This is a genomic window from Streptomyces sp. NBC_01210, assembly GCF_036010325.1.
Taxonomy (GTDB): Bacteria; Actinomycetota; Actinomycetes; order Streptomycetales; family Streptomycetaceae; genus Streptomyces.
This window is the reverse complement of sequence record NZ_CP108549.1, coordinates 116,900-140,792: the sequence shown is the minus strand read 5'-3', so window position 1 is coordinate 140,792 and position 23,893 is coordinate 116,900. Positions and strand designations below refer to the sequence as shown.

Genomic DNA, 23,893 nt, shown 5'->3' with positions numbered 1-23,893 from the left:
CGACTCGGTGTCGGAGGAGTGGAACGCCGGCGCGGCCTGCCATGATGCGTTTCTGGAGCTTCACGTCGGTGATGCGGCCTTCGTTGACTCCGGAGTTGTAGGGGCTAGTGATCCCCTGGGCGACCGCGTGCTGGTCTTCGCGTAGGGCGGTGGCGGTGCCGGCACAGACGGCGCACGGACAAGTCGATCCGGACCGGCCGCCGAGCGCCGCATCGGCGAGGTGCCGGACATAGCGGCTGTGAGTCCAGTCGCTCAGGACACCGCACTCGCAGCATCCCGCTGGAACACAGGAGCGGGTACGAGCCTCAATCACCGCGAAAGGCCCGGAAGTATCAGCCGAGAAGACCAGCATCCCGGCCAAGTGCGGTAACAGCTCTGACAGTTCAACAGAACACTCTTAACGGCTGCCCACCCCGCAAACAGGGCGACTGCCCGCACCGGGATGATCTCCGGCTACGAATATCTTGCCAGAGCACTTTAAGGGAGTACGCCGACACCTGTCGGTCCCGGCATTCAACACCCGCCGCAGGCGGCCCAAGTCCGCCCGTCGACTGCTACGACCTCGCCCGCTCCCATCCTGCCTTCGCCCGATGTCACCGATCAGTGGCCGCTCCGGAAGGCTCCAGTCGCACGACGACTGCCGTTGGTGATGACCCGCCTGCCCGAGCGGTCCGCCAGTCGTCGGCCTGGACCGCGGCATGGAAAGGAGCGATTGGCGCGTGTTTGCCAAGCGGCGAGCCGATGTTGGGTGATGCGTTCGCCTGGGCGTTCGGTCTTGGGTCATGTCGCGGTGCCAGGCAGGCAGAGCATGAACACCGGTAAGTGTGATCGCCATTCGAGAGGCCGGTGGACTCCGGCATACAAATCACGTTGACGTCGGGTCACATGGCGCGCGGCGGCAGAAAATTCCGTGTATTACGGGACATGATGATGGCATTGGGATGGGCATTCGTTTTGACTATGGTGGTCATAGCCCTATCGAATGGGGGCGCGGTGAAAAGGCGAGCCCCGATGCTTGATTGTGCGATGGGCAGGGGCCAGGCTCTCCCCGATCCTGATTTCCCATCGAGCCTGCTGTTCCGGTCGAGCGTCGAGCTTTACTGCCCACACCTCCATCGCTCTGGGGAGAACTCATGCGCTTTCTGCGCTGCACACTGACGGCGATCGTCGCCGCCGCCACGGTCCCGATGATCGCCTCCACTCCTGCGTCTGCCGCCGCTCACAACGGCTTGCCCAACGGCACACTGACGAAGAAAACACTCGTCATCGGTATCGACGGCGCCAGATTCGACAAGCTCGGCGATGCCGTAATGCCCAACCTTGACGCGTTTCGGTCCGCTGGTATGACGGCGCCGAGTAACCTCCAAGGGCTGCCGATGGCTGACACCCTGTCCTGGGCTGGCTGGTCGACTATCGGCCACGGCGTCTGGCCCGACAAGCACAAGGTCATGGGACAGAGCTGGGATACCAACCAGTTCTCGACTTATCCGGACTATCTGACGCGACTGGAAAGCCAGAAGCCGGAAGCCTCGACACTCGTGGTCGGCACGTGGGGCGACATCACGACACAGGTGTTCGGGTCGGCTGTTGACCTGCGGGTCGACAAGGGTGACGACGCGGCGACCGCAGCCACGGCGGCCGACTACCTGACAAACGGGAATCCGGACTCCACTTTCGTGCAATTGGACGAGGTGGACGGCGCCGGGCACTCGTACGGCGGTGCCAGCCAGAAGTACCTCGACGCCCTGGAGGACGTCGACACCCACATCGGAACGCTGCTGAACGCGGTCACCGCGAGACCGTCCTACGCCAACGAGGACTGGCTGATCATGTTCACCACCGATCACGGTCACCGGGACGTCCCAGACCGACTCGGCGTCGACAGTCCCTGGCCTCCCACGGATTATCAAGGTCACGGTTACAACTCCCCAGTGGAGCGTCAGACCTTCGTCATTGCTAAGGGCACCGGCCTGACCGGGGGCTCGACCCGTCATGACGTGCGGATCACCGACATCGCGGCCACCGTCCTGAAGCACGCCGGCGTCACCATCAATTCGGCCTGGAACCTGGACGGGAAGCCCATCTCGAACATCACCCCTGACGCGTTCGACTCGCTGCGCCCCTCGCTGAACTCCGCGGTTGACGAGGGCATCCCGTCATCAGTGAAGGGCTGGACCACCACCGCACCGAGCGGATGGTCCATCGATAATTCGGCGATGCCGACTGGTGGTGCGACGGAATGGCGGGGCTGGTCTTTCGCCACCGACGAGTTCTGGACCAACGCCCAGCTCTATCAGGGGCGCGAGACCAATGTGCGGGCGCGGAACGTCTTTGCCGTCGCCGACTCCGACGAATGGGACGACAAGTCCCACAGCAGCGGACAGTTCAACTCCACCCTGAAGTCGCCCGCGTTCCCCGTAAGCGGCAGTACCGCAATATTGTCCTTCGCCTCCCACTACGCCATCGACGGACCGCAGACCGGCAAGGTCTACGTCTCCTACAACGACAACACTCCGGTCCTGGTCAAGGATTACACACAGGACACCAACGCGGTCGAGAAGATTCCGCTGGCCCTTCCCGCCGGCACCACCAACGTCAAGGTAGAGTTCCGATACACCGGTACCAACAGCGCCTTCTGGACCGTCGACCAAGTCCAGATCGCGACCACTCACAAGTCTTTGGTCATTGGTATCGACGGTGCCGCATACAGTGCGCTGGCCGGTGCCGACATGCCGAACCTGGACAGCATCCAGGCGGGTGGTTTGACCTCGCAGGCCAACCTCTACGCCCAGCCGATGGCGGATACTTCTTCCGGTCCGGGCTGGTCGACCATCGGTCATGGCGTGTGGCCCGACAAGCACATGGTCACCAGCAATACTGCGTTCGGGCAGAAGAACTACGCGCAGTATCCGGACTACCTCACCCGGCTGGAATCGAACAACCCAAACGTGTCCACGCTCGTTCTCGGCAACTGGGCTCCGCTCTTCGACGAGAACATCTTCGGGGCCGAGAGCGTCGTGGACCTAAGGGTTGGGGACGGCGACGACGAGACCGCCGACAACGCCGCAGGCTACTTGCAGCACGGCAACCCCGACTCTGCGTTCGTCCACTTCAACGAGCTCGACGAGGTGGGTCATGAGGGCCACGGACCCGGGACGCCCGAGTACGAGGCGGCGCTGGAGCACATCGATTCTTTGATCGGGCAGATGATGGACGCCGTCGAGGCGCGTGACACCTATGGTGTCGAGGACTGGTTGATCATTGCCACCTCCGACCACGGGCACGTGCTCCAGACGGGCGGCCACGGCGGCAACTCCCCCGGGGAGCGGGACTCGTTCGTCATAGCCAAGGGCGGTGGTCTGCCTGCGAACACCGTCCGTCATGACATCAAGCACGTCGATATCGCGCCGACGGTCCTGCGGCATATGGGCGTCACCATCAATTCAGCGTGGAACCTGGACGGAAAGCCCATCTCGGACATAATCGCCCCTTCGAACGCCGACCCGTTCGACTCGCTGCGCCCCTCGCTGAACTCCGCGGTTGACGAGGGCATCCCGTCATCAGTGAAGGGCTGGACCACCACCGCACCGAGCGGATGGTCCATCGATAATTCGGCGATGCCGACTGGTGGTGCGACGGAATGGCGGGGCTGGTCTTTCGCCACCGACGAGTTCTGGACCAACGCCCAGCTCTCTCAGGGGCGCGAGACCAACGTGCGGGCGCGGAACGTCTTTGCCGTCGCCGACTCCGACGAATGGGACGACAAGTCCCACGGCAGCGGACAGTTCAACTCCACCCTGAAGTCGCCCGCGTTCCCCGTAAGCGGCAGTACCGCAATATTGTCCTTCGCCTCCCACTACGCCATCGACGGACCGCAGACCGGCAAGGTCTACGTCTCCTACAACGGCAACACTCCGGTCCTGGTCAAGAATTACACACAGGACACCAATGCGGTCGAGAAGATTCCGCTGGCCCTTCCCGCCGGCACCACCAACGTCAAGGTCGAATTCCGATACACCGGTACCAACAGCGCCTTCTGGACCGTCGACCAAGTCCAGATCGCGACGCCCTAATCATCCTCCTGACGGGCCGCCGGATTTCCCGGCGGCCCGTCCAGCTGGGTCTGTCCAATAAACGGCCCTGTCTTACATTCGGTGGTGGCGGAGGGTTGTGATGGGGCGTTGGCATGGCGTGTGTGATGTCAACGAGCTTGTACATGTGGTGTTTTCGGGTCTGTCGCCGCTGGCCATCGAGAATGTGACCGGCGAGGCCGAGCGGATTCTGGTGCGGGCACGGACGCCGGAGGAACCGGTGCCGTGTCCGGGTTGCGGGGCGCCGTCCGATCGTCACGGCTTTCACCTGCGGACCGTGGCCGACGTACCGGTGGGCGGGCGGCGGGTGGTGGTCCGTGTGCGGGTGCGGCACCTGGTATGTCCCACGCGCGGCTGCCGCCACACCTTCCGCGAGCAGGTGCCTGGCGTGCTGGAGCGATACCAGCGACGCACAGCCCGTCTGACCAGGCAAGTCAAGGCCGTGGTCAAAGAGTTGGCAGGCCGGGCGGGGGCACGTTTGCTTGCGATACTCGCGGTGGGCTTGTCGCGTCACACTGCCCTGCGCGCCCTGATGCGCATCCCGTTGACCGTCGGGCGGGTGCCTCGCGTGATCAGCGTCGACGATTTCGCTCTGCGCCGACGGCACCGCTATGCCACCGTGGTGATCGACGCCGAGACCCATGAGCGGATCGACGTACTGCCCGACCGTACGGCCGACACCCTGGAATCGTGGCTGCGGAGCCATCCGGGCGTCGAGATCGTGTGCCGCGAACGGCTCGGTCACCTACGCCGAGGCCATCCGCCGCGCCCTGCCCAAGGCAACACAGATCGCTGATCGCTGGCATTTGTGGCACAACCTGTGCGAAGGCGCCCTGAGCGAGGTCAAGGCGCACAGCGGCTGCTGGGCCACCGCGCTGGACGCACCCCTGTACGACGGGCCCCGCGCGCAGACCACCCTGGAGCGCTGGCACCAGGTCCACGACCTCCTCGAGGCGGGCGTGGGACTGCTCGAATGTGCCCGCCGCCTGCAACTGGCCCTGAACACCGTCAAGCGCTACGCCCGCGCCGACCGACCCGAGCGGATGCTCCGCGTCCCCAAGTACCGGGCCAGCCTTGTCGATCCCTACCGCGAGCACCTGCGAAAACGCCGGGCCGAAGACCCCGCCGTCCCCGTCCTGCACCTCTTCGAAGAGATCAAAGCCCTCGGGTTCACGGGCTGCATCAACCGGCTTCACAAGTACATCAACCAAGGCCGCGCGGACGCCGACCGCAGCCACATCTCCGCGAGCGGGCTCGCCCGGATGCTGCTCACCAGGCCCGACAACCTCAAGGCCGAGCATCACGGCCTCCTCGCCCGGCTCACCGCCGCCTGCCCCGAAGTGACCCAACTGGCCGCCCACATCCGGACCTTCGCCCAGCTCCTGAAGCCGCACCCAGGAAATGCCGACACGCTCGAGCTCTGGATCGCCCAGGTCCGCGCGGCCGATCTGCCGCACCTGCACGCCTTCACCCGAGGGCTGGAGCGAGACCGTGACGCTGTGATCGCCGCTCTCACCCTCCCGCACAGCAACGGACCCACCGAGGGCGTCAACACCAAGACCAAGCTGATCGCGCGGAAGATGTACGGCCGGGCAGGCTTCCCGCTCCTCCGCCACCGCATCCTTCGCGGATAGCGTCACCCTCTGCCACCACCGAATGTGAGACAGGGCCGTTTATTGGACAGACCCCGTCCACCCGCCGACCGGCGCCGGCCAGCGAGATGGCACCGCACTTCGTGTACGGCGCCGCACCCGGTGGGCACCGTCCGGCCCGGGTGCACCGAGGGCCAGGCCGACCCTTGACCAGGTGGAGTCGGGGCGCGTTTTCCCTTGTCCGGGTTCGCTACCCGGCACGAGGCAGGCATCAAGGATGCCTGCGGCAGCGCAACCGCGCTTGCCGATGGCGCCTACCAGGGCACCGAAGCCCGCATGCCCCACCGGCGTAAAGCCGGTCAGGACCGGCTGCCCGACTGGAAAGAACAACACAAGACCTCCCACCGGTGGGTCCGTGCGAGGGGAGCACGCCCTCGCACGCATGAAGAACTGGAAGATCCTGCGGGACTGCTGCCTGAAGGGCGACGATTTCTTCTGAGCCACCAGCGGCGTTGCCCACATGCGCGGTCTCGCCCTCAGCCCAGCCTGATCACAGAGCCGCGAGATCACCTTTAGCGATTCGACGTGCGCAGGGCCCTGGTTCCACTGACCGGGCTGGCAAGCAAGAGGGGCTAGTCGGACATATTCCCAACCTTTTCGGCCTCTTTCGCAACAAGCACTGCATGCACTCGGATCGGTGAGTTCTCATGCAATGAGATTCACCTTTGGGGCAGCCGCAACATCATTCATACTCGACGGACCGAACGGGAGAAATTCGTGAAAGAGTGGAGAAGAGTGATCGTACTGTCGGCTGCAATGGCCGCCGTCGTAGTGAACACAGCACTCACAGGAAGTGCAACAGCCTCTCCGACGTTCAGTTATCTCAAGAACGCTGGAACCAATAAGTGCCTGGCGATTCCTGGCGGGAGCACGCAGGACGGGGTGGGGCTAATCCAGTGGGGATGCGGGGGTTGGGAAGACCATCAGTGGAAGCTTGAGGAAGCTTTCACTAGTGACGTTCAGTACTACAAGGTGGTAAACAAGAAGACGAATAAGTGCCTTGGAGTCCCAGGCGGAAGTGTCGAGGATGGCGTGCAGGTCATTCAGTGGCCTTGCGGTGACTGGTTTGATCATTACTGGCGATTCGAGGCGGTCGGCACCAACAAGTATCGAGCCGTAAACCGAAACAGTAATAAATGCCTGGCCGTGGAGGCCGGCAGCAAAGAAGATGGCGCAAGGGTGATTCAGTGGCCGTGCGGTACGTGGCGTGATCATTACTGGAAGCGTGCGTAAGGGTAATTCCGGGCGAAATCTCGACGACTGCCCGCCCGACAACTCCAGAAGCTTATTTTACTCTTGAGGGAACAGACGCAGCAGAGCTCGAGAGACGGAGCGGGAGGGGGCGGGGGCCAGACGCCCTTACCCCCTCCCATTCTAGGTGTCGAGAGTTAGCCGAGCGCTCCTTTAGTCGCAGATATCCGCTGGGCCGCAGATCTGCAGCTCCGCATTTTGATGCCTCAGAACGTCTTCAATGGGCCGGTAGTACACGATGTCGTGCTCGGGGAACGGGGTATTGGCGCGGGATTCATAACCGCCAACGATAGTTCCGACCGCACGAATGAGGCCGTTCTTGGTGTGCTGGTAAACAGGTCCTCCACTGTCTCCTGGATAGGAAACTCGATGCTCAGCCTTTTGCGCCATCATGAGACCACACCTCCTGACCTTTTCGCCTGTTGTTCTGAGCCGGAATGTAAAGCAGCGAGGCTTGCTTGTGACGACCTTCACTTTGCAGACTTCGGCAGTGAAGGAGCCGCTCACGCATACGTAGTCTTTATTGCCCGGTGTTGCCGTACCTTTGACTAGAGATGTTTTTGTAGAGCTTTCGCGGTCGCCGGTGAAGATAGTGTTGTCCAGACGGATTCCTGGTGCGGGCGTCACGAGGGCAGAGTCTTGATCATTGGTGTAGTTAACATCTCCAACAGTGCCGAAATAGTCTGGAACGCTAAATACTGACGGTCGCCTCTGATCTGCGCAATGCCCTGCGGTCAGTGCGTACTTCTTCGAATAATCGCCCTTTTTGAATACGGTGAAAGACGTAGTACAATCACCTAGAAACTCCGGGATCCCCCCGAACCTGAGCCTCGCTCCACCCGGGACAGGGTGATTTCCGCATAGCTTTGTTCGAGTGCTCCTTTCCGTCCCGGTGCACTCCCGGATAGTGGTTGGGCCCACATCCGAATGATCGGTTGCGGACTTTGAACCCTGACTGGTCGCTGAGCCGGAGGAGAATGTAGCACCGAACGTAGGTGCAGAGCTGAGCGGCATCAGCGCAGCGGTCGTAATCGCAATGAGCACTGGGCGAATCCTCATAAGTACCTCCATGGCGAGTTTGGAGGCAACCCTCCCGCGACAAGCACGAGGCAGTAGCCTAAAACCCGGAAAACGACCGGAACCGGACCATTTTCGGCTGGCCGTTCCGTCTTGCGCTCCGTGCTTATGTGACTCGGACACAGGGCATTCGCATGATCGACTGCGCACGTCGAATCGCTCTCGCGGCTCTGTGATCAGGCTGGGCTGAGGGCGAGATCGCGCATGTGGGCAACGCCGCTGGTGGCTCAGAAGAAACCGTCGCCCTTCAGTTCATCCCTGCGGCTGTTTCTGTCACCACGAGCGGGAGCGTACGGACGGTCCAGCCGCCGGCGGAGGCCACGGTCGACCGCATCATGCTCGACACTGGCCTGGCTGGCCTTCCTGATGATCTGCGGGTTTTTGTCGGTGGTGGTTCGGCGTTGTGATGTCAGTGGGTGGGTGTCGGACTCTCTGCTGTTCAGCGGGTTGTCGTGGGTGACTTGGCTGCTGTCATGGATGCTGATCCGGTGCTGACGTTTTTGGTGATGATGCGGGTCAGTTGGTTGCTGGTCGGTACGGCATGGGGTGTGTTGTCGCTGGTCAGGGCTGTGGTGGCGGGGGCTGGGTGCCGACAGTTGGGGGCGGGGGCAGCCCGTGTCGTCTTCTACGGTGTGGGCTTCAGGTTGTAGCGGATTCCTGTTGCGGTGAGGCGGAGTTGTTTGCCGTCCTGGACTGTGATGAGGGGGAAGAGCGGGCTGTCCGGGGCACGGTCCTTGAGCTGGCCGTGAACGCCTGCCGCGCGTATGAGGTGGCGTGTCGAGGTGGCTCTGCAGCAGTTGCACGACTCATCTTGTGTTCGAGGCCAGCGGCGCCTGGATCGCTTCGCTCGGGCGACCTCAAGGGGTCACCAGCTGGGTGGACCCCACAGAGAACACAGTTGAATACACGAGCTCACCAGTACCCAACTGAGCACGGGCGCACGGCGCACCGGCCCCGACCCGAGGACCGGGGCCGGTGCGCCGTGCGGCGGTTACTTGCACGTCTCGTCGATCTTGTACTGGAGTGCCCGCGGGTAGTCGTGCCGGCTGAGCCGGACCCGGGCCAGGATCGGGGCGTGGTTGATGTCGTTGCCCGGATCGGCGATGTCGAGCAGCAGTGACTTCAGGTCGGTGTGGGTGGTGAGCTCCCGCCCGTGCATCCGGTCCTTCTCTGAGCCGAAGACCTCCGCCAGCTTCTCGTACTGCCACGGGTGCAGCACGTTGTAGAAGTCGGCCCCGTCGGACGGCTTCTGCTTGTAATAGCAGGGGCTGATCAGCATCTGTTCGATGCCGTAGAAGCCCTCGTTGTCCAGGACGAAGACCACCGGGCGCAGGTGGTGGCGCACGTGTGTGGACAGCTCCTGGCAGATCTCCTGGAACGAGCCGTCCCCGACGAACACCAGCGGCCGCTTGAGCGGCTGCTGGCGGGCCAGCGCCACCCCGGTGGCCGCGCCGACCGAGTAGCCGATGGCCAGCCAGCTGTTCTGCGCCACGAAGCTCGCCCGCTCCACCATCTGCAGGTTCATCGAGCCCAGCAGTGCGAACGCCGCGTCTGAGACCACCGTGAATGGCGAGGTTGCCTCCGGGCCGCTGCCCTGGGCCTGGCTCAGCAGGAAGGCGTTCATGTGCTGGAAGAACCCGTCGTACGTGAGCTCTTCGGGGTAGTCCGTGCCGCTTAGGCCGGTGAGGAAGGCGCTCGTGCTCGTCGGGACCTGCCGGTCCTTGGCGTGTGCCAGTGCGAAGAGGTCGGTCTCGAACGCCCGCTTGCCGAACGCGGCACCCAGCGCGTCCCGCAGCGCCGGGACGAACCGCGCTAGCTGGACGTCCGGGAAGTACTGCGCGCCGACGCTCACGCCCTCGCGGGCGGCCACGATCCAGTCGTCGCCGATCGACTTCTCGCCGCCGAGGTTCTTCGACGTCGACCAGGTGCCCAGGCCGATCCGGCACCCGGCGGCCTTGAAGGCCTTGCGCACCTCCGGCAGGCTCGCCTTGCCGTTGTAGACGCCCATGAAGCCCGGGGTGTTCTCGGAGACCACGGACTTCGCGCCGACGGTGGTGCAGAACGGGATGCCGGTCAGCTGCACCAGCGAGACCAGCTCCTGCTCCAGCCGGTTGCGCTCGATCTCCTCACCCGCCCACAGCACCGGCGTGCCGAGCCGTTCGACCAGCTTCACCGAGGCCTCCACCGCCTTGGCGAGCATCTCCTCGTTCTTCTTGGTGAACGGCCGTTCCTGGCGCCGGAGTTCGCCCTGCGGCGCGGCGCACGGGGCGTTCCAGAGGTCGTCCATCACCTCCAGGTAGACCGGCCTGCGCTCGGTCAGGCCGGCGATGATCGCGCTGTCGATCTGCGAGGGCGCGAGCCCGGGGTTGGAGATCACCTGCGCGTCCACCGTGACCTGCCGGTAGACCTCCAGGTTGCTCTCCCGGCGCTGGCTCATGTGCGAGGTGAGCAGACCGACCGCCTGGTAGTTGAGCCACTGCTCGTACGACGGCGCCGCGTTGATCGCGATGACCGGCACGTACTCGACGTACGCGCCGCCGATCGGGTTGAGCAGGCTGAACGCGCCCACGCCGTAGGTGACCGCGACGGCGGCGACGCCCTGCTCGCCGTTGGCGAGGTCGGCGTCGGCGGCCCGCACCCGGGCGTAGGCGTCGGCGGCGTAGCCGCCGCCGATCTCGGTCGGGGTGCCGACCCAACGCACTCCGGTGGTGGCGTGCATGATCGTCAGGAACGGGCCGAGGTGGTCGCCCGGCACCCCGAACAGGTACCGGATGCCCAGCTGCTCCAGTCTGGTGGCCAGGTAGCGGCCCACCGTCCATTCGCCGTTGCCGCTCATCTGCTCATCGCCTCCTGCGTGCGCTCCTGGGCGGCCCGTTCCGCGGGCCGGATCTCCGGTTCGATGATGTGCGGTGGCGGTGGCGCCTCGTGCACGGCGATCGCCGCGCGGACGGCGGTCTCCACCGCGCCTTCGATCCAGGCGTGTTTGAGCGAGACGTGCTCGCCGGCGAAGTGCACCGGGCCCTCCGGCTTGACCACGTCGAGGTGGAAGCTGGTCATCTGGTGCGGGGTGTACACGGCCGCCTCGCCGAAGGCGTACGGATCGCGCAGCCAGCTCTGGGTCTGGCCGTAGCCGGTGTAGAACACCTCGATCCGCCGGCCGTGCACCGACTGGAGGTTGCGCAGCGCGTACACGTACCGCTCGGCGTCGGCCATCGAGTCCCAGCGCACCGCGTCGTCCGACCAGCTGTAGCTGGCCAGCACCACGCCGCCGCCGTCGCTGTCGGGCACCGGGTGCGAGGGGTAGTACATGAAGCGGTTCGGGTTGTCGGTGGTCGAGCCGCCGCCGAAGCAGTTGGTGGCGGGGCGCACGCTCGCCCGGCGCAGCGGGGTGTGCCGGTAGGCCTCCAGCTGGGCCTGGCTGATCCGGCTGGAGTCCACGCTCCGGTGCGCGCCGAGCAGCACCTTCGGCAGGTTGCGCGGGGGCCGGTGGCCGTTGTGGGCGGCGGCCACGGCCGCCTCGGCGTCATCCTCGCCCGCCCGCTGGTAGTACTCGTACAGGCCGGGCTCGATGGAGTCGAGCTCGTCCTTCCAGTCCGCCTCGGTGAACTCCCACCAGCGGCGGGAGAACTCCAGCAGTACCTTGGTGGCCTGGTCGTAGTGCGTCTCGATGATCGCCCGGCGCTTCTTGTACGAGAGCGGGGGTGCGACCTGGACGAACCGCAGGGCGGAGAACGGGACGGTGACGATCGCGAAGTCGCCCTTCCAGACGGCGGGTTCGGCTTCCGGGTCGTCCTCGGGCACGGTGTGGACGGCGACCTGCGGCCCGTTCGGTCCGACGTCCTGGCCGGCCCCGCCGTCGCGGCGCGGGTCCCAGTACTCCATCCGGATCATCCGCTCGCCCATTTCGAGCTCGTCCTGGAGCTCCTCGGCGAGGCTGTAGGGCAGCCGCCAGCTGCCGCCCTCGATCTCCCAGTAGGTGGCGTCCGGGTTGATGTCGCTGCGGCCCAGGAATGTGTGGAAGAAGGACAGGTGCAGCCGCGAGGTCATGTTCTCGATCGTGCCGAACGCCTCGATGGCCTCGTCGCTGAAGCCCGCGTACTCGCGCAGGAAGCGGCCCATCGAGTAGCCGTCGAAGTCGCGGATCACCCGGGCCCAGCCGTCCAGCCACTCGGCGAACGGCTTTCGCACCCGCTTGCCGTTCTCGATGTACGAGTAGTAGTCGCGGACCGGCTCCAGTGCCTGGTTGACCATCTCGGCGGCGGTGATCCGCACCTCGTCGCCGGTGAGGTGGAAGCCCTCGTTGACGCTGCTCGGGTCGGCGGCGTACTCGCTGCGGCGGGCTTGGATCCGGTTGGTGCGGATCCAGCTGTTGAAGCGCTTGACCGGCTCGCGGAAGTCCGGGCTGTCCTCGCCGTACTTCCAGACCTTGCCGTCCTCGAAGGACTCGTAGACCACCGGCGGGACGGGCGCGTTCTGGTTGCCGGTGTCGGGATCGACGTCGACGTTGTAGAACAGTCGCCGCTGCAGGCCGAGGCTGTCGACCAGGGCCAGGGTGAGCGGGTGGAAGCTGGGCAGCCGCATCGCCCCGGCCTCCCCGTAATGCTCCGGGTCGTAGAACGGGCCGCCCTGCTCATCGCTGGTGGAGCGGAAGGTCTTGATCCGCCCACCGACCCGGTTGGCGTTGGCCTCCAGGATGGTGACGTTGTGCCCGGCGTCCTTGAGCAGCTTCCCGGCGACCAGACCGGCGATCCCGGCGCCGACGATCAGCACGTCCTTGGGCTGGTCGGTCTTCGGGATGCCCTCCTTGATCAGGACGTCGAGGTAGCGCAGTTTCAGGTCCTTGTCGTCCGGACCCACCAGCAGCAGCTCGCGGGACAGCTGCCGGCAGGTCCGCCAGCGGGCGCGGTCGTTGGCCTTGCCCTCGACGGTGGGGTTCTCGCTCATGGCTTCTCCTCGCCGCTCAGGAGCCGACGGACTTGTTCGGGAGGTCCTTGCCCTCGGCGAGCAGCCGCAGCGTGCCGATCGAGGGGGTGAAGGCGTAGAGCGCGCCCGTGGTGTGGACGAAGCGTTTCATGTCGACCGTGCCGGAGGTGCCGTCCGCGAGCTCGATCGAGGCCTTGCCGGCGAGGCCGGTGACCTTGTCGAAGCCGTTGGCGACCACCTGGTCGGGCTGGCTTTCCCCAGGGGGGAACGTGTCGGAGTTGGACCAGTGCTGCTGGACCAGTTCGAACTGCTCCTCCAGTGAGGTGCCGTAACAGACGAACATCAGCCCGCGGTCCTTGCCGTCGTCCGGGCCTCCCTTGAACTCCGGGCCGTACGGGATGCCGCGGCGCATCAGGCGGTGGCTCTTCGGCTTGTTGTCGACGATGCCGGCGAAGGCGCGCGGGTGGGTGCGGCGGATGTGGGCGATCCAGGCGGTGTGCTGGCCGATGGGGTCGTTCTCGTAGTCGAAGTCGTTGCGGTCGGAGCCGAGGCCGGTCACGGCGCTGCACGGCGGGGCGAGCGGTGTGCCGTCCTTGGCCCGGCCGACCAGACAGGCGCCGAGCCGGGTGGCGTCCATGGTCCCGGTGAAGTTCTTGACGCCGTCCACGACGGCCTTGTTCCAGCCGGCGACGTCCTGGCGAAGGCGGCGCACCACCTGGAGGGAGCCGTTCTTCATCCACTCGGGCGCCTTCCGGTCGCCCTGTTCGCTCTTGTGGCCGAGGACGAACTCGCCGGGTTCGATCAGCTCGGTCCCGGCGTGGTTGTCGCGGAAGCCCTTGCGGCTGGCGTCCTCGCGGTGGAAGTCCTTGACGCCGGGCTGGGAGATGCCGTCCTTGTAGCCGAAGTGCTCGTGACCCTTCAGATCGCCCGTCAGGGTGCGGCCCTCGTCCACATGGACGCGCGTGATCTGGTGGGTCTGCTCGACCGTGTCGAGGTTCTTCAGCTTCTCCTTCAGCAGCTCCTCGGTGTCTGCGGCGACGATGAGGACCGCATGCACGACCTTGTCGCCGGTCCCGGCCCCGAACAACCAGGTCTTGGGGTCGCTCTCGCCGGTGTCCCCGAGATCCTTGGCCCGCGCGGCCGCGCCCGAGCAGAACGACGAGAAGGTGCTGAGGTCCTTCTTGATCTGATCGGGCTTGTTGGCGACCGTCAGGAGGCCCTCGAAGGTGAGGGAGACCCCGCAGCGGACAGCGGTGATCGACGGGTCGCGGCCGAAGGCCCGACGGGCCAGCGAGAACTGCTCGTTGAAGTCCTCCGTCTCGTTGGTCGTCGCGACGGTGTTGAGGATCGCGGAGAGCCAGCCCCGGCCCCTGGCGGCGTCCGGGAAGTGCAGGTAGCGGAAGTCGGTGAAGTCCTTGTTGAACGCGGCCAGGATGTTGCCCTGGATGTCGGTGGACCCGCGCAGCTCCGGCTGGGGCAACTGCTCGACGGACGGGACGGCCGTCGGTCGGATGGAGGTCATGGTCATGGTGGGGCTCCTCGCGTGGGATGGCGGGCGGCAGCAGATTCGTATACGGATGACTCGGCCGCCATCGATCACGAAAAGTAACGAATTGGCTACCTAAAGTAGGTTCGCCGTGGCCATGAGCCCTGTCAAACGGAGGTCAGCCCCTCGGCAGGGTCACCCGGCGCCGTCGGGCGGAGCGTCCCCGCGCAGGTGCACACGGGCGGGCGCGAGGTAGAGATGTCGTGGGTCGCTCTTACGACCTCGTGCGTGATTAGCGGTGACGACGGCTGAGCTGGGTCGTTGGGCTATCTGTGGTGGGGGTTGAAGCACGCGAGTTGATCATGTCGGAGCGTCGCGTCACTGGACTTTCGGCGGCCGTGATCGCCGATCTGGTGGCCGAGTTGGGGCCGGTGTGGCAGGCCCGAAGAGATGCCGAGCTGGCTGACCGTCCGCGTCGTCGAGCTGTGGGCGCTGGTGCGAAGTACAAGCTGGTCTTCGTCGACCGGCTCCTGGCCACCTTGGTCCACCTTCGGCACGCTGTCACCCACGACATCCTTGCCTGCTGGTTCGGTGTCGACCGCTCCACGATTACACGCGCGATCGGCGAGATCAGACCTTTGCTCGCCGACCGCGGCTGCCGCATCGAGGGCGGACTGCGGCTGCGAACGCTCGCTGACGTCATCGCTCATCTCGGTGCCACCGGGCAGACCGCATTGATGGACGCCACCGAGATCCGGGTCCGCAGGCCCTCCGCACATCGCGGCGGACGCAGCCGCTTCATCTCCGGCAAGAGCCGCATCAACGCAATGAAAGCCCTCGTCCTCACCGATGAACGCGGACAGTTACTGTTCTGCGGCGAGGTGCGGGCCGGATCGGTTGCCGACATCACCCAAGCCCGCGATGCCGGCCTGGTCGACCTCCTCGCCGACACCATCGACCTGCAGATCCTCGCCGATGCCGGCTACCAGGGACTCGCAGCACAGACCTACGGCCAGGTCGTCACACCACCACGAAAACGCCGCGGCAAACACCTCGAACATCTGCAATGGCTCATGGCCCACCACGAAGCCGCCCTCTTCGCCCACTCCTCAGCACGCATCCCCGTTGAACACGGCATCGCCCACCTCAAGAACTGGCGAGCCCTCGCCCGACACCACACCCGCCGGGACAACCTCCCCGACACCATCCGCGCAGCAGCCGGCCTCCTGACCGACCAACAAGCAACCCAACACACCAAGGCACTCGCACTGCACACCGCAAAGACGTGATCACAACACCGGCCACGAGCCCGACACGGCCTCACGCTAATCACGCACGAGGTCGTTACCGAGCTAGGTCCCGACGTAGTGGTGGGACAACTCGGCGGCTGCCGCGCGGTAGCGGTCGGCGGCCGGTCCGGTGATCTTCTCGCCGGAGGCGATGCGCTCGCCGGCCTGGGTGAGCGTCTCGGCCAGGGCCCAGGCCCTTTTCCTGGTCGAGGACTTCGGGCGTGTCGGCCCTGGAGCGGCCTAATGGTGGAGTCGGGTATTGGAACTGTTCGAATACCTGCCTGTTCGGCATCCCCGTTGGTTAGCCCCAGAGCGTGCGCACGGTTGGCGCACCCAGACTGTCAAACAAGTCGAGGGCCTCTAGGGCCTGAACGGAAAATCCCCCAGGTCAAGGGCATGCTGAAGCGTTCGTTGGCCTGAGCTTTGGGGAGTTGGCTGGTCAGGCTGCGGGGGCGAGGGTGACGTCGTGGCCGAGGGCCTTGAGCTGGCGGACCAGGTCGCGGGTCCGCCGGGTGGGATCGACGAGGTGCTGGTGGTAGTTGGAGCCGAGGTCTGTGTACGGGGTCTCGGGTTCGTTGAGCAGGTGCCAGACGACGACCAGGAGTGAATGACCGACGGCGACCAGGGCTCTCTTGCGGCCGCGGCGCTTGACGATGCGTTTGTAGCGGGCGCCGAGGAAGGTGTTGGAGCGGGAGGCGGACAGCGCGGCCTCGCCGATGGCGCCCTTGATCCACGGGTTTCCCTTGCCGGTGGGGCCGGATGTGTTTCTTCCTCCGCACTGCACGGTCCGTGGCGCGAACTTCGCCCACGAGACGAGATGGTCGGCGGTGGGAAAGACGGTCATGTCCGGGCCGAGCTCGGCCAGCAGCATCTGGGCGGTACGGACCCCGACGCCCGGGATGGTGACCAGCTTCGCCACCAGGTTCGGCCCGGCACCGGGCTGGCTGCCACCGCTCGGATCAGGGCACGGCAGCTCCTCGAGGGCCTGGGTGGTCCGCACGGTCAGTGCGTCGATCTGGCCGCTGAGGAAATCGATGCTGTCCAGCAAAGTCCGGCACAAGAACGCATGGTGGTCCTCGAACTGGCCGGTGAGGGCCTCAGTCAGGGCCGCCTTCTTGACCACCATGCAGCCACGGGCCATGTCGGCAAGCACCCGTGGGTCTCGTTCACCGGCGATCAGAGCCTCGATCATCGAGCGGCCGGAGACGCCGAAGATGTCGGTGGCCACCGAGGACAGTTTGATCTGGGCGTCTTCGAGGATCTTCTCGACGCGCTGCTTGTGCCGGCTCCGCTCGCGGATCAGCACGGTTCGCATGCGGGTGAGGTCCCGCAGTTGCCGGACCGGCTTGGGCGGCACGAACGAGGCTCTGAGCATGCCGCGTTCGGTCAGCTTGGCGAGCCAGACGGCATCGAGCTTGTCGGTCTTCGGCCGGCCCGGAACGTTCTTCACCTCTCGCGCATTGACCAGCCAGCACTCCAGCCCGCGGGCTTCCAGGAGGAAGAAGAACGGCTTCCAGTACGCGCGCCGGTGGCTTCCATTACGACCCGGGTGACGCCCTGGCACACCAGGCGGTCGCCCAGTTCGAGGATGCCAATCGTGCTCGCAGGGACGTTCCACACTTCCTGAGTGCGTCGACCCGCACGGCTGGGATGGGGCAGACGCATACACACCATGCCCGATGCCTTGGCGATGTCGATCGCGGCGACGCGATCCACCAACTCCGCACCCTGGTCGGTCACTTCCGTATCCGCCACGCGTTTCCCACCTCGTTCCTCGCTCAGATGGCCACGGGTGCGGCTGACCGGGAGCGGAAGGGACGGTCGGGATTCTGAACGGCGTGCTCGTGGCAACAGTGCGTGGTCCCTCAGGCCAGCTCCGGCACCAGACTGTTTCGCGGGATCGATCTCCCAAGGCACTACCGGCGTCGGCGGTCAGCCGCACTACCGATTTTCACGCCGGCGAGGCGTCCCGTCAGGGACATGGTGGACTGTTGTGAAAGTAGATCTTGGTTGTGGATGATCACGCGTCATGCGGGTGTGATGCGCGAGCAGTCGTGGGCCCGGACCAGCGCAAAATGCCTGATCACAGGGGACGAACGAGTGTTATCGTCGCCCGCATGCCTGAACTGATCACACCCACAGGTCGGCTCCAGTCCTCATGGCTCGCGGCGCGTGACGAGTGGTCTCCAGGTGCCCATCAGGACGGGACCGGCTTGCGTCTCGCACCTGAAGCCGGCCTCGACACCCCCGAGGTTTTCTCGGCGTGGGTTGAGCAACTGCAGCAGCAGTCGGACAGGTCAGTTGCCGTGGGAGAAGAGCGCGTCCACGCCACCCACTGGTGGATCGTCGAGGGCGACAGCTATCTGGGAGCCATCGATCTGCGGCACTATCTGAACGCCTTTCTGCTCGATGTCGGCGGGCACATCGGCTATAGCATCCGGCCCTCCGCCCGGAGACGCGGCTTGGCCACGTGGGCCGTCGGGGCGGTTCTACTCGAGGCCCGTGCGTTCGGTCTGGGGCGGGTCCTCGTCACCTGCGACGACGACAATGTCGGATCGGCGCGCAGCATCGAGCGCAACGGTGGCGTCTTGGAGGATGTCCGCACCACCGACGCGGGCATCAAGCGCCGCTACTGGATCACTCTGTAGGCAGTGGTGCAGCCGTGCTGGTTACAGCCACTCGTTGGTGCCCGCGACCAGCACAGTCGCTTCGTAGCGGACCGCGAGTTTGTCATATCGGGTGGCCACAGAACGGTGGCGTTTGAGGCGATTGATGCCGCACTCGACCGCGTGGCGCTCGCGGTAGTCGGTCTTGTCGAAGCTCGGTGGCCGACCGCCGCGGGAGCCGAGCTTCTTGCGGTTGTGGATCTGGTCCTTTTTCTCCGGGATCGTGCAGCGGATCCCGCGTCGGCGCAGGTAGGAGCGGTTCTTCCGGGATCCGTATGCCTTGTCGGCGCGCACCTTGTCGGGCCGTTTGCGTGGACGCCCCAGCCCCTGCCGGGGCACTCGGATCCGCTCCAGGACCGGCTCGAACTGTGGGGAATCCCCGCGCTGCCCGGCCGTGATGACGATCGACATGGGCTTTTGCCCCTGCTCGACCGCGAGATGGACCTTGGTGGTCAGCCCGCCCCGTGAGCGCCCGAGGCCGTGGTCGTCCGGCTCGGTCTCGATGCCCCCGGGCGGCTCCCTCTGGAGATCCCCCTTTTAACCGCCCCGGCGGCGTGCTGATGGGCACGGCACACCGTCGAGTCGACGCTGACATCCCAGGTGATCAGCTCCTTCGCGTCCGCCTGGGACTGCAGCGCGGTGAAGATGCGCTTCCAGGTGCCGTCCCGTTGCCAGCGCCGGAACAGGTCGTAGACCCGGTCCCACGGCCCGTACCGCTCGGGCACGTCCCGCCACGGCGTTCCTGCAGTGGGTTTTCGTCACTGATGTGTCAGTGGTATAGCCGGTGTTTTCGCTGGTTGGCGTGGGGTCCTCCGCTGACAGTGGTGTGCTGACAGGGCTGCAGAGTGCGCAGGCCAGTTGGTTGCCGATCGCTATGAGGGACTGTCATTTTTTTGGCCCTGTCTCGCTTTCGGTGGTGACGGAGCGTGCTGCTATCCGAGGAGGATGCGGTGCCGAAGCAGGGTGAAGCCTGCTCGTCCGTGCATCTGGCGTGCGATCCGTTTGGTCCTGGTGTTGACGCCCTCGGTGGGGCCGTTGCTGTACGGAAGCGTGAGCCCGGCGATCACGGCGTCGATGTCCCGGTCCAGGCCCCGGGTGAAGGCATGTAGATGGGGCAGGTCGGCTGCTCGGACTTGGGCGATCCAGCGCGTGAGCGCGTCGGCGTTGTCGGCGTGCGGCGTAAGGAGCGGGGCGAAGTCCCTGATATCGGTGGCAAGTTGGGTCATCTCAGGGCAGGCGGTGGTGAGCTTGGCCAGGAGCTCGTGTTGCTCGGCCTTGAGGTTGTCGGGCCTGGTCAGCAGCATCCGGGCGAGCCTGCGCGGGGAGATATGGCTGCGGTCGGCGTCCGCGCGGCCCTGGTTGATGTACTTGTGCAGGAGGTTCAGGCAGCCCGTGAAGCCGAGGGCTTTGATCTCTTCGAAGAGGTGCTTGACAGGGACGCCGGGGTCATCGGCTCGGCGTTTGCGCAGGTGCTCGCGGTAGGGGTCGACGAGGCTGGCGCGGTACTTGGGGACGCGGAGCAAGCGCTCGGGCCGATCGGCGCGGGCGTAGCGTTTGACGGTGTTCAGGGCCAGTTGGAGACGGCGGGCGCATTCGAGCAAGCCGACGCCCTGGTCGAGCAGGCCGTGGACCTGGTGCCAGCGTTCCAGGGTGGTTTGGGCGCGGGGCCCGTCGTAGATGGGTGCGTCCAGCACGGTGGCCCAACAGGCGCTGTGCGCCTTGACCTCGCTCAGCGCGGCTTCGCACAGGTTGTGCCACACATGCCACCGGTCCGCGACCTGCACCGCGTCAGGCAGGGCGCGCCGGATCGCCTCAGCATAGGTCGCCGAGCCGTCACGGCACACGATCTCGATGCCCGGATGCTCGCGCAGCCACGCCTCCGGGGTGTCGGCCGTGCGGCCGGGCAGCACGTCGATCCGCTCATGAGTCTCGGCATCGATGATCACGGTGGCATAGCGGTGCCGCCGGCGCAGTGCGAAGTCGTCGACGCCGATCACACGGGGCACCCGCCCGGTGGGCAACGGGATCCGCAGCAGGGCGCGCAGGGCCGTGTGACGCCACAGGCTCACCGCCAATATCGCCAGCAGACGTGCCCCGGCCCGGCCCGCTAACTCCTTGACCACGGCCTTGACTTGCCCGGTCAGGCGGGTCGTACGCCGCTGGTACCGGTCCAGGACGCCGGGCACCTGTTCGCGGAAGGTGTGGCGGCAGCCGCGCGTGGGACACACCAGACGCCGCACCCGCACACGGACCACCACCCGTCGTTCATCGACCGGCACGTCCGCGACTGTCCGCCAGTGATAGCCGTGCACGCGTTCCGACGGGGCCCCGCACACCGGGCAGACCGCAGTGTCCCGGGGAGTCCGTGCCCGCACCACGATCCGCTCACCTTCGTCGACCACATCCTCGATGACCAGCGGGGACAGGCCCGAAAAGACCGTCTGCACGAGCTCGTTGACATCCTTCACGCGAGTGACAACGACCCATCACGACGCTCCGTCACCACCGAAAGCGAGACAGGGCCGTTGATATTGGACAGTCCCCGGCGGGTGGGCCTGGCGTGCTCTCGGCACGATGGGGGGCTCCTTCTTGCGGGGATCAGCACTATGCGACGGAGTGCGTCACAGTTGCGGTGTAGCTGCCTGCCACGGCGAGGGCGGGCACCGAGACGATCAGGGTCGGCGTCCAGGTCACAGAGGTGACTGCGGTACCTGGCTGCAGGCTGAACGCCGTGCGGGGGTGCTCAGGCTCTGTGCTTGCGCCGGTGTGCCCTGCCCCGGGGTGGCGGTACCGGTGCCGGTCTTCGCTGTGGCCGGTCCCGACCAGTAGGCGAGACGGCTCTTCGGGATGGTCTCGGCAGGTGAGCCGCCACCCGTGGTGCAGCTGGTCACGGAGACGGTGGCCGTCCAGGAGTCGACACCGCTGGCGTCGACCGTCACCGGTCCCAGTTGCCCGGTGATCGTTCCGTCGGGTGCCCCGCTGCCGGTGTCGTGATCGACAGTTGCGGACCGGTGCAGTTCGCCGTCGTGATGGTGTTGGTGTCCAGCGTGACCGCGGCATTCTGCGCCAGGACCCTGCCCTCGATCACCGCGTTGGTGTTCACCGTGATGGCCGTCAGGGCCAGGACGTTGCCTTTGAAGACGGAAGTGGTGTCGATGGTGGCGGAGCTGCCCACCTGCCAGAAGACGCTACAAGCCTGTGCTCCGCCTGCGAGGCTGACATGGCTCCCCGGCGCCGTGATCAGGGTCGAGCCGATCTGGAAGACGAAGACGGCGTTGGGGTCGCCCTGGGCGTCGAGCGTGACGGTGCCGGTGATATTCAGTGACGACGCGGCCTTGTGGACGCCGGGCGCAGCGTCGTTCCGCCGATATTGCCCGGTGAGGTGAGGTTGGTGGTGGGTGTCCGGCCGGCCGCGTCGTTGTAGGCGGTGCTCAGGTCGGACTTCGCTTGGACGGCGGCGGCGTCGGCGACATGCTGCACCCCGTTGACGTGTCCGGGCGGAAAGCCGGTCACCGAAGTGCCGGGGCTCAGCCCCAGGTCGCCGTTGATGACGCTGGCGCCCGTACTGGTGATCGTTGAACCGGCCAGCACCGCGTAACTGGTAGCGGTCCCCAGCGCTACGGGTGCTTCTGCGGCGTACGAGGGGCTCGGGCCCAGAACGGCCGCCACCAGCCAGGCCAATCCGGGGAGCAGGACGAGGATTCTCTTGAGTCGAGTGCGTCTATGCCCTCTGTCCCCGGTCGTGGACAGGATGGCATCCACTGTCACAGGAGCGGCCCCTTCTTGTCGTCATTGAGCTTCATGCCTGGAGGGTTGTTCACGGGGCTCACCAGCCGTCGTGGCACCGGACCTTGGACGTCCGGGACGCCTGGATCCGGCCGCCGACGGGCGACGCCGGGGTTCTTGTTCGGTGCCCTGGGCTGCCTCGCCGGGCGGACCCCCGGCACGTACTCCATGGCCACCCGTCCGACCGCCGGCCTGCCTCCGCGCACAGCATCGGTGCGCGGAGGCCGACGGTGGCTCAGCTCTATTGGATGAGCTGGTAGATCGTAGGTGAGGTGCTGTCGGCGAACCCCTCCGCACCCAGGTAGGCGGCCTGGATCAGGTGAAGGCCGACGGCCAGGTTGGTGGTGAAGACTGCGTGCCCGGTGCTGTCGAGGGGGACTACGGCGATGAGCTGTGACCTGTCCATGAACACCACGAGGCCATTGGGGATGGCCGTACCGGAACCGGCCTTCACTGCGGCGGTGAAAGTGACCGTCTGACTCACCGGCGCGGGGTTGGCCGAAGAGGTCAGGCTGGTGGTGGTTGTGGTGGTGACAGGCGCTTGGTCGCAGTTCGGGCGGGTGATCGTGTCACTGTCCAGCGTGACCGCGGCGTTGCGGGCCAGTGTCCGGCCGTCCACTGTCACCCCGGTCGTGACGGTGATCGAGGCGAGGGCCAGGACGTTTCCCCGGAGGGTGGAGTTGGTTCCGAGCGTCGCGGAGCTTCCGACCTGCCAGAAGACGTTGCATGCCCGCGCGCCGTTCACGAGGTTCACGCTGCTTCCGGACGCTGTGGTGAGGGTGGATGCGGCCTTGAAGATGAAGACGGCGTTCGGGTCGCCCTGAGCGTCGAGGGTCAGCTTTCCGGTGATTCCGAGCGTGCCGGCGGAAGTTTGGTACACGCCGGGGGTCTTGGTGGTTCCGCCGAGTTCCACCGGGACGGTGGCCGTGGCCGGGCGCCCCTCCGCGTCGTTGTACGCGGCGGTCAGGTCGTTCTTGGCCTGCAGTGCGACAGCGTCGGCCACGTGCTGGGTCCCGTTCACCTGCCCGGGAGGAAAGCCGGTGACCGATGTGCCCGGGCTCAGTCCGAGGTCGCCGTTGACCGTGGTGGGACCGGTGTTCGTGACCGTCGACGCGGCGAGAACCGCGAAGTTTCCGGCGGTGGCCAGCGATACCGGCGGCGTGGCCGCTCTCACGCTCGCGCTCGCCGGCGCGGCTGCGCTCGCGCTCGCCGGCGCGGCTACACCGATCAGGGCAGTGGTCGCACACAAGGTCAGGGCCGGGGCCAGCCGGAATCGGGCGGCAATCCTGCGGAAGGGGCCTGTGAGGCCAGTGGTCACCATGGATGCTTCTTCCGTCTTGGTCAATGTCAAGCGAGACTTTCGACAGTCACAGTCCCACACAAAGACGGGCATATAGCCTCAAGACGTGCGCAAACATCAAGCACGGGAGAGACGGACCTGATTGGCCGGGCGGGATCGCGGAAGGAGTCCGTGCCGTGCCATCAACAGCCGGACACCTGGAGCGATTCCACTCCGAACGCCCTCCTGGGGCGCGGTGGAGTTCAGGGGCAGTCACGACCACTGGGCGCGTGGCTGGCGACCGCGTCTACTCCCCGCCCCGCACTGCAGCAACTGAGGCTTGCTCTTCGGGGTGATGGTCAGGGCGGCGTGAGGATCAGTCCGGTTTCGACG

At 65.9% G+C, this 23,893-nt stretch carries 15 protein-coding genes and 3 pseudogenes; 6 read left to right on the top strand and 12 right to left on the bottom strand.

The features are described 5' to 3' along the window. Positions 1-1,133: 1,133 nt before the first annotated feature. The 4 genes and pseudogenes from OG735_RS00580 (at position 1,134) to OG735_RS41695 (ending at position 6,976) form a co-directional block, all read left to right on the top strand. Positions 1,134-4,073, top strand: a complete 2,940-nt coding sequence (locus OG735_RS00580) for an alkaline phosphatase family protein (RefSeq protein ID WP_327321162.1) — start codon at positions 1,134-1,136, stop codon at positions 4,071-4,073. A 100-nt stretch (positions 4,074-4,173) separates the two neighbouring features. Next, positions 4,174-5,725: pseudogene (locus tag OG735_RS00575) on the top strand (ISL3 family transposase). Positions 5,726-5,944: 219 nt separating this feature from the next. Continuing rightward, positions 5,945-6,182 (top strand): annotated as a pseudogene (locus tag OG735_RS00570) (transposase); the annotation flags it as partial. 317 nt (positions 6,183-6,499) lie between these two features. After that, a complete protein-coding gene (locus tag OG735_RS41695; RefSeq protein ID WP_442812575.1) occupies positions 6,500-6,976 on the top strand; it encodes an RICIN domain-containing protein in 477 nt (158 codons plus the stop codon). A gap of 171 nt (positions 6,977-7,147) precedes the next feature. On the opposite strand, the gene OG735_RS00560 is transcribed toward OG735_RS41695, so the two are convergent. The 4 genes from OG735_RS00560 to OG735_RS00545 all read right to left on the bottom strand — a co-directional run bounded on the left by OG735_RS00560 (position 7,148) and on the right by OG735_RS00545 (position 14,522). After that, a complete protein-coding gene (locus OG735_RS00560; RefSeq protein WP_327321160.1) occupies positions 7,148-7,621 on the bottom strand; it encodes a hypothetical protein in 474 nt (157 codons plus the stop codon). Positions 7,622-9,062: 1,441 nt separating this feature from the next. Next, a complete protein-coding gene (locus tag OG735_RS00555; protein WP_327321159.1) occupies positions 9,063-10,907 on the bottom strand; it encodes an alpha-keto acid decarboxylase family protein in 1,845 nt (614 codons plus the stop codon). Next, entirely contained in the window at positions 10,904-13,015 is a 2,112-nt protein-coding gene (locus OG735_RS00550; RefSeq protein ID WP_327321158.1) for a flavin monoamine oxidase family protein, read from the bottom strand. The genes OG735_RS00555 and OG735_RS00550 overlap by 4 nt, the downstream gene beginning before the upstream one ends. A 16-nt stretch (positions 13,016-13,031) precedes the next feature. Then, complete coding sequence (locus OG735_RS00545) at positions 13,032-14,522, bottom strand: Dyp-type peroxidase (RefSeq protein ID WP_327321157.1); 1,491 nt, start codon at positions 14,520-14,522, stop codon at positions 13,032-13,034. 293 nt (positions 14,523-14,815) lie between these two features. Here OG735_RS00545 and OG735_RS00540 point away from each other — a divergent pair, with 293 nt between their 5' ends. After that, a complete protein-coding gene (locus tag OG735_RS00540; protein WP_327321156.1) occupies positions 14,816-15,769 on the top strand; it encodes a transposase family protein in 954 nt (317 codons plus the stop codon). Between the two features lie 439 nt (positions 15,770-16,208). Here the strand turns inward: OG735_RS00540 and OG735_RS00535 are convergent, their stop codons facing one another. Together OG735_RS00535 and OG735_RS00530 are read right to left on the bottom strand one after the other, a co-directional pair. Beyond that, positions 16,209-17,333 carry an IS110 family transposase gene (locus OG735_RS00535; RefSeq protein WP_327321155.1) on the bottom strand — a complete coding sequence of 375 codons (1,125 nt, stop codon included), beginning with the start codon at positions 17,331-17,333 and terminating at the stop codon, positions 16,209-16,211. Then, the gene (locus OG735_RS00530) at positions 17,216-17,524 is read right to left on the bottom strand and encodes a hypothetical protein (RefSeq protein WP_327328633.1); all 309 of its coding nucleotides are present in this window, start codon (positions 17,522-17,524) and stop codon (positions 17,216-17,218) included. The genes OG735_RS00535 and OG735_RS00530 overlap by 118 nt, the downstream gene beginning before the upstream one ends. Positions 17,525-17,886: 362 nt before the next feature. Here OG735_RS00530 and OG735_RS00525 point away from each other — a divergent pair, with 362 nt between their 5' ends. Further along, a complete protein-coding gene (locus OG735_RS00525) occupies positions 17,887-18,417 on the top strand; it encodes a GNAT family N-acetyltransferase (protein ID WP_327321154.1) in 531 nt (176 codons plus the stop codon). A 21-nt stretch (positions 18,418-18,438) separates the two neighbouring features. On the opposite strand, the gene OG735_RS41690 is transcribed toward OG735_RS00525, so the two are convergent. The 6 genes and pseudogenes from OG735_RS41690 to OG735_RS00500 form a co-directional block, all read right to left on the bottom strand. Continuing rightward, on the bottom strand, positions 18,439-18,891 hold the full coding sequence (locus tag OG735_RS41690) for an IS5 family transposase (RefSeq protein ID WP_442812574.1): 453 nt from the start codon (positions 18,889-18,891) through the stop codon (positions 18,439-18,441). Then, positions 18,888-19,160, bottom strand: a complete 273-nt coding sequence (locus OG735_RS41685; protein ID WP_442812358.1) for a hypothetical protein — start codon at positions 19,158-19,160, stop codon at positions 18,888-18,890. Before OG735_RS41685 ends, OG735_RS41690 begins: the two co-directional genes overlap by 4 nt. Before the next feature lie 207 nt (positions 19,161-19,367). Continuing rightward, the gene (locus OG735_RS00515; RefSeq protein ID WP_327321153.1) at positions 19,368-20,903 is read right to left on the bottom strand and encodes an ISL3 family transposase; all 1,536 of its coding nucleotides are present in this window, start codon (positions 20,901-20,903) and stop codon (positions 19,368-19,370) included. Between the two features lie 222 nt (positions 20,904-21,125). Beyond that, on the bottom strand, positions 21,126-21,374 hold the full coding sequence (locus tag OG735_RS00510) for a hypothetical protein (protein WP_327321152.1): 249 nt from the start codon (positions 21,372-21,374) through the stop codon (positions 21,126-21,128). Continuing rightward, a pseudogene (locus OG735_RS00505) lies at positions 21,371-22,026 on the bottom strand (ice-binding family protein). Before OG735_RS00505 ends, OG735_RS00510 begins: the two are co-directional and overlap by 4 nt. Before the next feature lie 436 nt (positions 22,027-22,462). Continuing rightward, positions 22,463-23,542: an ice-binding family protein gene (locus tag OG735_RS00500; protein ID WP_327321151.1), complete on the bottom strand. Its 1,080-nt coding sequence runs from the start codon at positions 23,540-23,542 to the stop codon at positions 22,463-22,465. Between the last annotated feature and the right edge of the window lie 351 nt (positions 23,543-23,893).

What these genes read in the sequence shown, in the direction of transcription:
- OG735_RS00580 (WP_327321162.1), top strand. Translation starts at nt 1,134, where the DNA reads ATGCGCTTTCTGCGCTGCACACTGACGGCGATCGTCGCCGCCGCCACG.
- OG735_RS41695 (WP_442812575.1), top strand. Translation starts at nt 6,500, where the DNA reads ATGGCCGCCGTCGTAGTGAACACAGCACTCACAGGAAGTGCAACAGCC.
- OG735_RS00555 (WP_327321159.1), bottom strand. Translation starts at nt 10,907, where the DNA reads ATGAGCGGCAACGGCGAATGGACGGTGGGCCGCTACCTGGCCACCAGA.
- OG735_RS00550 (WP_327321158.1), bottom strand. Translation starts at nt 13,015, where the DNA reads ATGAGCGAGAACCCCACCGTCGAGGGCAAGGCCAACGACCGCGCCCGC.
- OG735_RS00545 (WP_327321157.1), bottom strand. Translation starts at nt 14,522, where the DNA reads ATGACCATGACCTCCATCCGACCGACGGCCGTCCCGTCCGTCGAGCAG.
- OG735_RS00525 (WP_327321154.1), top strand. Translation starts at nt 17,887, where the DNA reads ATGCCTGAACTGATCACACCCACAGGTCGGCTCCAGTCCTCATGGCTC.
- OG735_RS00500 (WP_327321151.1), bottom strand. Translation starts at nt 23,542, where the DNA reads ATGGTGACCACTGGCCTCACAGGCCCCTTCCGCAGGATTGCCGCCCGA.